Below are 8,506 nucleotides of genomic sequence, written 5' to 3'. Positions count from 1 at the left end.
GAGAAGACGCCGAACCTGATTCGGTCTCAGCCGTGCAATCGCCCGGCGGCCGCGCCGCCCGGGCCGAGGCCGCCCGCGAATGGGCCCGCGAACGCATCGCCCGCGACGGCGGCGGCGAGCCCGCCCGCGACGGCGCCGGCCCCGGCGGCCAGGGCAGGGAGGGCCGACTCGCCGAAGGCGTCGGCGAGGTCCCCGTCGCCGGAGACCGCCTCCTGCGCTCCCCGGCCGCCATGGAATCCATGGAGGACGGCGTCGCCACCATCCGCGATGTCCTCGGCGCCGAGGGCGCGGCCGTGCTGCTGACCGAGCGCGACGGCCGCCTGGTCATGGGTGCGTCCGCCGGGACCGCCGCCGAGATGCCCCTCGGCGAGCTGTCGGTGGCCGGTCTCGGCCCCGCCGCCCGCGCCGGCTCCGCCTGGGTCGCCGCCGACGCCTCCGATCCGACCGCAGCCGCCCTGAAGGCCCGGTCCCTGGCCGCGGCGCCGCTGGAGTCCCAGGGACGCCTCACCGGGCTCGTGGTGGCCGTATCGTCCGTTTCCGGCCGGTTCACCGAGGCCGACGGCGTCCGGCTCGGCCGCCTCGCCGACGAGATGTCGCTCTCCCTGGAGAAGGCCAGGGTCGGCGAACTGGAACGGTCCTGGCGCGGCTGGCTCAGCTTCGTCGCCGAGGCCAGCGACCTGCTCGCCGGGACCCTCGACCAGGAGCGCACGATGGCGCTCGTCGCGCAGCTCGTCGTGCCCCGCCTCGCCACCTGGTGCGCCGTCTACACCGTCACCGAGGCCGAGCCCGACCGGCTCGCCTACGTGTGGCACGCCGACGAGAACCGCGCCGACGGCCTCCGCGAGCTGCTCGAACACGCGGGCGCCGCCCCGCCGACCGACGTCCCGGGCCCCTGGACCGGGCTCGCCACCGCGCCCGACGACGTCCGCGCCGCCGCCGGCGACACCGCCGCCGACCAGGTCTACGCGTTCCCGCTGATCGCCCGCGGCCGCCGCATCGGCACCATCGTCATCGGCCGCCCGTCCGGCGACCGGTTCCCGCGCAGCGCCATCGAGCTGGCCGAGGAGCTCAGCCGCCGCGCCGCGCTCGCCGTCGACAACGCGCGGCTGTTCTCCGCCCAGACCGCCATGAGCAGCGCCCTGCAGCGCAGCCTCCTGCCGCCCGGCATCCCCGAGATCCCCGGCCTGGAGGTCGCGGTGGTGTACGAGCCCGCGGGGGAGGGCAGCGAGGTCGGCGGCGACTTCTACGACGTCTTCGAGAGCGGGCTGCGGCCCGGCGGCCCCGCCCCCGCGACCCGCTGGCGGTTCGCCATCGGCGACGTCTGCGGCACCGGCCCCGAGGCCGCCGCCGTCACCGGGCTCGCCCGGCACGCCCTGCGCATCCTCGCCGCCGAGGACATGTCCGTCCCCGCCGTGCTCGGCCGCCTCAACCGGCTGATCCTCGGCGAGGGCGAGCGCGGCCGGCTGCTCACCCTGCTGCACGGCGAGATCGCCGCCCGGCGCCGCCGCGACGGCGTGACGATCAGGCTGACCAGTGCCGGACACCCGCCGCCGCTGATCCTCGACGTGGACGGCGGCGTCCGCGAGGCCGCCTCGCCGCAGCCGCTGCTCGGCGTCTTCGACGGCGTCGAGTTCCACACCGACGCCGTCGACCTGCGGCGCGGAGAAGTCCTGCTCTGCGTCACCGACGGCGTCACCGAACGCCGCTCGGGGAACCGGCTGCTCGGCGACGGCCACGGGCTCGAGCGCCTCCTCGCCGGATGCACCGGGCTGAGCGCCGGAGCCGTCGCCGCCCGCATCCAGCGCGCCGTGCGCGACTTCGGGCCCGAGCCGTCCAACGACGACGTTGCCCTCATCGTTCTGCGGGCGTCATGATGGAGACCAACAATCGGTAAGGTGGGGTGGCGTGGGGCTTGCCTTGCACACGACACGAACGGACGGCCGCGCGACGATCGCCGCGCGCGGCTCGATCGACCTGCACTCCTCCGACGAGCTCCGGTCCCGGTTGACCGAGCTCGTGGACGCCGGTGAGCGGGCGGTCGTCGTCGACCTCACGGCGGTCGACTTCTGTGACTCCTCTGGTCTGAACGTCCTCGTCCGGGCGTACAAGCACGCGCGCGCGCAGAACGCGACGCTGACCGTCACCGGCGCCTACGGCCGGGTCGAGAACGTGCTGCGGACCACGGGCCTCGATCGCTTCCTGATCGAGGGCCCCGCGGAGGAGGCTCCCGCCGATGGAGGACGGTGAGGGAACGCGATGAAGAACGGCGAGCGGGCGGGGTGACCGACCCGATGACCGAGACGACGCTGCGGGCCGCGCCCCAGACCGAGGCGGTCGAGTACGCCCGTCGCCTCGCCGCCCGCACGATGCGCACCTGGGCCCTGATGGACCGCGAGGAGCTCGTCACCGCGATCGTGGCGGAGCTGGTCGCCAACGCCGTCCGGCACGCCGGGACGGCGCTGGAGCTGCGGCTGCTGCGCGGCTCCGGCCGGATCCGCGTCGAGGTCCGCGACCGCGCGGCCCAGCTGCCGCGGCTGACCGTCCCCGGGCCGCTCGACGAGTCGCACCGCGGCCTGTTCATCGTCGACCGCTTCGCGAACTCCTGGGGCGCGGACCCGGTCACCGGCGGCAAGGTCGTCTGGGCCGAGGTCGACATCTAGGACCCGCGGCGTCGAGTTTCCCCCGTGGAACGTGCCGCCGCGGAAGACTTCGCGGCCCGCGCCCGCTGGCCGAGCGGACTTGCGATCAGACGGCCCCGCTATCAGACGGCCCCGCTATCAGACGGCCCCGCGATGAGACGGCCCGCGGTCAGGCGGACTTGCGGTACAGCTCCGCCACCATGAACGCCAGGTCCAGCGACTGTCCCCGGTTGAGCCGCGGATCGCACGCGGTCTCGTACCGCTGGTGCAGATCGGTCTCCGCCAGGCCCTGCGCCCCGCCGACGCACTCGGTGACGTCGTCGCCGGTGAACTCGATGTGGATGCCGCCCGGATGCGTCCCGAGCGCCCGGTGGACCTCGAAGAACCCGGCCACCTCGTCCAGGACGGCGTCCAGCCGCCGCGTCTTGTGGCCGCTCGGCGCCTCGAAGGTGTTCCCGTGCATCGGGTCGCACACCCACGCCACCGGGGCGCCGCTCTGGTGCACCTTCTCGATCAGCGGCGGCAGCGCCTCCCGGATCCGCCCGGCGCCCATCCGGGTGATGAACGTCAGCCGGCCCGGCTCCTGCTCGGGATTCAGCCGCTTGATCAGCGCGAGCGCGTCGTCGGTGGACGTCGCCGGCCCGAGCTTCACCCCGATCGGGTTGCGGATGTGCCGCAGGAACTCCACGTGCGCGCCGTCCAGCTGCCGGGTGCGCTCCCCGATCCACAGGAAGTGCGCCGACACGTCGTAGGGCAGGCCGCTGAGGCTGTCGATGCGGGTCAGCGCCCGCTCGTACTCCAGCAGCAGCGCCTCGTGGCTGGAGTAGAACTCCACCTCGTGGAACTCGTCGGGGTCCGCCCCGCACGCCTTCATGAACGTCAGCGCCCGGTCGATCTCGCCCGCGAGCCGGTCGTAGCGCAGCCCCGCCGGGCTGTGCGCCACGAAATCCTGGTTCCAGGCGTGCACCTGCCGCAGATCGGCGTACCCGCCCTTGGTGAACGCCCTGCACAGGTTCAGCGTCACCGCCGAGCAGTGGTACGCCTTCAGCAGCCGGTTCGGGTCGTTGCGGCGGGACGCCGCGTCGAAGTCGAGCCCGTTGACCGCGTCGCCCCGGTACGCGGGCAGCTCCACGCCGCCGCGCACCTCCACCGGCTTCGACCGCGGCTTGGCGAACTGCCCCGCCATCCGGCCGATCTTCACGACCGGCACGCTGGCGGCATAGGTGAGCACGACCGCCATCTGCAGCAGCGTCTTCAGCTTGTTCTTCACCGCGTCGGCGTTCGACCCCGCGAACGTCTCGGCGCAGTCGCCGCCCTGCAGGACGAACGCCTCACCCCGCGCGACGTCCGCGAGCTGCGCCTTGAGCTGGTCGCACTCGCCCGCGAACACCAGCGGCGGCTGCGCCGCCAGCTCGGCCGCGACCGCGCGGACCTCGTCGGGATCGTCCCACTCGGGCTGCTGGAGGGCGGGGAGGTCGCGCCAGGCGTCCAGATCCCCGATGGCGGGTGTACTCACGCTGAAAGGCTATGGCACGCCCGACCCTGCCGGACGACCTGTCCGGGTGCAGCCGCGGCCGGAACCGGAAACACAACGCGAACAGCCGAAGACACACCCTTATGAGACGCGACATGAGCACACAACGATGCGTCGCACACACGGATAGTCACGGCACGGACGAACAAGAAACCCGGCACGAAGCCGCAGAAGGGCGCGGCCGGAAAGGCACGAACGGACAAGGCGCGGGCAACGCGAACGGGCGGCCCCGGGGTCTGCGGGGCCGCCCGTTTCGTCGTTCAGGGAAGGTTCGTTCAGGGGGAGGTGGTGCCGGTCCGCGCTCAGGCCGCCCGGCTTCCCGCCGTGGCGCGTACGGGGCCGGGTGCGGGGCCGCCCGTGCTGCCCGCCAACGTCCGACGGCCGCTCAGGTCGGCCTCGTTGGCGAGCTGCCGCAGCCGCCGCAGCGAACGGTCGGTGATCTGCCTCACCCGGTTGTGGCTCAGGCCGTACCGCGCGCCGATCTGCGCGTACGAGAGCGGCTGGCCGTTGTCCATCCCGAAACGGGCCCGCAGGATCGCGGACTCGCGTTCCGGGAGCCGGTCGAGGAGCCGACCGAGGCCCTCGATGTCGTCCAGCGCGAGGATCTCGGCCTCCGGCGTCACCGCGTCCGGATCTTCGAGCAGGTCGCCCATCGGCGTCTCGCCCGCGTCGTCGACGGTCGCGTCCAGGCTCGCCGGGTCGCGCCGCCAGCGCAGCAGCTCGTCCACATGGTCGGCGTCGGCGCCCAGCACGCCCGCGAGCTCGTCGCGCGTCGGCTCCCGGCCGAGCTCACGGCCCAGCTGCCGCTCCGCGCGCCGCAGCCGCGAAAGCTCCTCCTCGACGTGGACGGGCAGCCGGATCGTGCGGGCCGTATGGCTCAGCCCGCGGCCGATCGCCTGCCTGATCCACCATGTCGCGTACGTGGAGAACTTGAAGCCGCGGCGGTAGTCGAACTTCTCCACCGCGCGCATCAGCCCCAGGTTCCCCTCCTGAATGAGGTCGATGAGGGGCAACGAGTCGGTCGGGTATTTCCGGGCGATCGAGACCACGAGGCGCAGATTGGCCTCGACGAAGCGCTGCTTGGCGCGCAGCCCCGCCGCGGTCAGCTCCTCAAGCTCCTCGCGGGACACGCCCTTGGGCACGTTCCCGTCCTCGAGGAGTTGTTCGGCGTACAGGCCCCCTTCGATCGCCTTGGCCAGATCGACCTCCTCCTGCGCGTCGAGCAGGGGGGTGCGGCCGATCCGGTCCAGGTATGCCCCCACAAGGTCCTTGTCGGGGACGTCGACCCTGTCGCCCTTGGTACGGGTTGCAGCCATCCTGACCCTTCTCCGGTGCGATCTCCCTAAGAGGAGAACGCTAATTACCGCTCTGTGATTCCCGGGTGGGGAATACTGCGAACCTGGTAGCCGCTCTAGGTCCTGATACCCCAACTGAGGAGAAACCGACATGGCGACGGTCACACTCACCGCGAAGAACTTCGATGAGGTCGCTCAGGCCGACGGCATCGTCCTGATCGACTTCTGGGCGGACTGGTGCGGGCCGTGCAAGAGGTTCGCGCCCGTGTTCGAGAGGTCGGCGGGCAAGCACGACGACATCACCTTCGGCAAGGTCGACACCGACGCGGAGCCGGAGCTGTCGGAGCGCTTCGGCATCCGGTCGATCCCGACCCTGATGGCGATCCGCGACGGCATGATCGTCTTCGCCGAGCCGGGTGCGCTGCCGGAGTCGGTGCTGGAGAATGTGATCGAGCAGGTCAGGGGCCTCGACATGGAGGACGTCAAGCGGCGCGCCGAATCGTGAACCGCGCCCGGTAGCAGCGTCCTCACCAGCGGTGATGAGTGGCCCGCCTGGGAAGCCCCGCTGACGACCGGACGGCGCGCGGGCGGCGCGACGGCAAAGAACCGTGCGGTACCGCCCGTTCCGAGGCCATCATGCAGGATGATGGACGGGTGCTCGCCGATGTCGTCCAATACCTGGTGTGCCCCGTGTGCGGAGCGGATCTCGAACTGGCTGACCGCGGACTGCTCTGCCCCGGCGGGCATACCTTCGACATCGCGCGTCAGGGGTACGCGAACCTGCTGCCCGGCAACGCCCGTCCGGGCACGGCGGACACCCCCGAAATGGTCCGCGCGCGCGACGAGTTCCTCAGGGCGGGCCACTTCGCGATACCGGCGGACCGGCTCGCCTGGAGCGTTGCACGCGCCCGGCCGTCCCTCGTCCTCGACGCCGGCGCCGGAACCGGCCACTACTTGAGCCGGACGCTCGACCGCTCACCGGACGCGGTCGGCCTGGCCCTCGACATCTCCAAGCACGCAGCACGCCGCGCGGCCAAGGCCCACCCACGCGCCGGAGCCGTCGTCGCGGACCTGTGGCGGCCCCTGCCCCTCCGGAACGGCGCCGCCGACACCATCGTCAACGTGTTCGCCCCCCGCAACGCCGCGGAGTTCCACCGAGTGCTGAGCGACGACGGGCTGCTCTTCACAGTGACACCCTCGGCCCGGCACCTCGGCCCCCTCGTGGAGTCGCTCGGACTGCTCTCGATCGACAAGCGCAAGACCGAACGCACGGACGCCGCCCTCGCCGGATACTTCAAGCTGGACTCGCGCCAGGAACTGGAAACCGAGGCAGTCCTGACACATGAGGAGATCGTCACACTCGTGGGGATGGGGCCGAGCGCGCACCACGTCCCGGCCGACCAGCTCCAGGAACGGCTGATGCGGCTACCCGATCCGCTCCCGGCGCCCCTGTCCTTCGTCCTGTCGACCTACCGCCGGCTGGAGTAGGCGCGAACGCACGTCCTGGGTGAGCTCGACGAGCACCTGCGGAACCTCACCCGGCAGCGTCACGTCCTCCACTCCGGTCACGTTGCCGACCTGGAAGCTGAACAAGACCGAGACCTTGCGGACCCGTCCGGCCCGGAGAACACGCTGAAGGGCCTGACCTGCCCGAAGCCACTCCGCTGGAGAGCCACCGCAGGTGGTCAGCACGGCCCGCTGACTTGCCGTCCATGCGTGGTTGGGAGTGGGCGAAGCGTCACACCTTCGAGCCTTGCCACCCCTGCCAGCTCGTTGACGACGGCGACGCACGGCCGTTCCCCTACCGCCGGCCGCACGGCGGTGAAAGCCCGAAGCGACGCGGCGTAGAACAGCCGCTCCTCGCGCGCGACCCGGCGACGGCCCGTGAGGCGTACCGCGGCGAACACTGATGGACGTCCGACATCCGGGAGCAACCGGACCACCGCCTCACGCCCGAACTGGGGCGGCGGCAAGTCGCAGGTTCACGAGTGCCGCCCCGCCGCCGAGGTGCAGATTCCGTCCCAAGGGGTCGCGCGGCGGCCGGAACCTGACGGGATCGGCGTGCAACTCGATCAGCCCCTGGACTGCAGTGAACCGCCAGGCGTGCACGTCGTGGATGGTCGGTCCCATCGTCGCGGCGACAACCAGACGTTCCGCCGAAGCACTGATGGCGACGGGCACGCTTCCTCCAGAACTCGACCTGCCGTCCTGCCGGGAGCCACCGCACCGCACACCCACGGCCGGATCCCGGAGCCGTACGGTCCGCGCACAGTACCTCAGTCGCGCCGCGACCCACATCACACACGAACAAGGAGGTCAGAGGACCCCTGGATCCCCTTGCGGCAGAGCGCGAGCAGGGACGGGCGCTGACGATTTGACGGCCGCAGCCGAGGACCATACTGTCTCTCCTGCCCCGAGAGACGCGGGACGCCGCCAGGCGGCCGGTCCCGGGGAAACGCAGGCCTCAGAAAACGGTTCGAGTACCGCTCGGACTGATGTAAGATGGCCTGCACAGCCTGGGACGGGATGCAGGACGCCGGAAGGTGGCCGGCCCGTAGGGCACCTCCCATCGAAACGATCTTGGCGGGTTCTTCGCTCGCGGGTTCGCTGTCGTGTGGGAACTCGGTTCGTTCAGCCTTCGTTAAAAAGGATCTTCCTGGATCCGCTTGACAACGGCGGCGAACCAGGTAAGTTAGAAGGGTTGCCCCGGAGCCGGGGCCTGCGGAAGCGGGTTTACGGCGCGGTGGGTGTCCGTTTCTTGAGAACTCAACAGCGTGTTAAAAGCCAGTGCCTTTATACGGCCCGGCCTGTATGGGTTGGGTCGTCCCCGTGGCCGTCCTTTGGGGCGGTCAGGGATTTCTTTGAGGCAGTGCAGCCCCTTTTTGGGGTTGTGATGCTGGGATTGTTTCCAAGGTTTGGCCGGTGTGGAGGTTCGCCCCTTCGTGCTGGTCGTGTGGCCTTAATGGAGAGTTTGATCCTGGCTCAGGACGAACGCTGGCGGCGTGCTTAACACATGCAAGTCGAGCGGAAAGGCCCCT

Annotated in this window: 8 protein-coding genes and 1 rRNA gene; 6 read left to right on the top strand and 3 right to left on the bottom strand. The window is 71.2% G+C overall.

Features of this window, described 5'->3' with window-relative positions; all coding sequences use genetic code 11:
* From E1264_RS46100 to E1264_RS36070, 3 genes are all read left to right on the top strand, one after another.
* Positions 1-1,874: SpoIIE family protein phosphatase (locus tag E1264_RS46100; RefSeq protein ID WP_132180927.1), on the top strand; the 1,874-nt coding region annotated here is incomplete at its 5' end.
* A 31-nt stretch (positions 1,875-1,905) separates the two neighbouring features.
* Positions 1,906-2,247, top strand: coding sequence for an STAS domain-containing protein (locus E1264_RS36075; protein WP_132180925.1), 342 nt, complete (start codon positions 1,906-1,908; stop codon positions 2,245-2,247).
* On the top strand, positions 2,244-2,660 hold the full coding sequence (locus E1264_RS36070; RefSeq protein WP_243711382.1) for an ATP-binding protein: 417 nt from the start codon (positions 2,244-2,246) through the stop codon (positions 2,658-2,660). The genes E1264_RS36075 and E1264_RS36070 overlap by 4 nt, the downstream gene beginning before the upstream one ends.
* Positions 2,661-2,808: 148 nt before the next feature.
* Here E1264_RS36070 and E1264_RS36065 read toward each other — a convergent pair whose 3' ends face one another.
* Together E1264_RS36065 and E1264_RS36060 are read right to left on the bottom strand one after the other, a co-directional pair.
* Positions 2,809-4,155 (bottom strand): 3-deoxy-7-phosphoheptulonate synthase class II, encoded by a 1,347-nt coding sequence (locus E1264_RS36065; protein WP_243711381.1) that lies wholly within the window; start codon positions 4,153-4,155, stop codon positions 2,809-2,811.
* A 320-nt stretch (positions 4,156-4,475) separates the two neighbouring features.
* Positions 4,476-5,489 carry a sigma-70 family RNA polymerase sigma factor gene (locus tag E1264_RS36060; protein ID WP_243711380.1) on the bottom strand — a complete coding sequence of 338 codons (1,014 nt, stop codon included), beginning with the start codon at positions 5,487-5,489 and terminating at the stop codon, positions 4,476-4,478.
* A 130-nt stretch (positions 5,490-5,619) separates the two neighbouring features.
* On the opposite strand from E1264_RS36060, the gene trxA reads away from it, so the two are divergent.
* Positions 5,620-5,973 (top strand): thioredoxin, encoded by a 354-nt coding sequence (trxA, locus tag E1264_RS36055; protein ID WP_132180923.1) that lies wholly within the window; start codon positions 5,620-5,622, stop codon positions 5,971-5,973.
* Positions 5,974-6,104: 131 nt separating this feature from the next.
* Entirely contained in the window at positions 6,105-6,956 is an 852-nt protein-coding gene (locus E1264_RS36050) for a putative RNA methyltransferase (RefSeq protein WP_243711379.1), read from the top strand.
* Positions 6,957-7,415: 459 nt separating this feature from the next.
* On the opposite strand, the gene E1264_RS36040 is transcribed toward E1264_RS36050, so the two are convergent.
* Complete coding sequence (locus tag E1264_RS36040) at positions 7,416-7,649, bottom strand: hypothetical protein (RefSeq protein WP_132180919.1); 234 nt, start codon at positions 7,647-7,649, stop codon at positions 7,416-7,418.
* Between the two features lie 778 nt (positions 7,650-8,427).
* Between E1264_RS36040 and E1264_RS36035 the strand changes: the two genes are divergently transcribed.
* Positions 8,428-8,506: ribosomal RNA gene (locus E1264_RS36035) — 16S ribosomal RNA — on the top strand; the annotation flags it as partial.

This window comes from Actinomadura sp. KC216 (assembly GCF_004348535.1).
Lineage (GTDB): Bacteria > Actinomycetota > Actinomycetes > Streptosporangiales > Streptosporangiaceae > Spirillospora.
The sequence above is the reverse complement of the archived record's forward strand: the minus strand, read 5'-3'. Positions and strand labels throughout refer to the sequence as shown.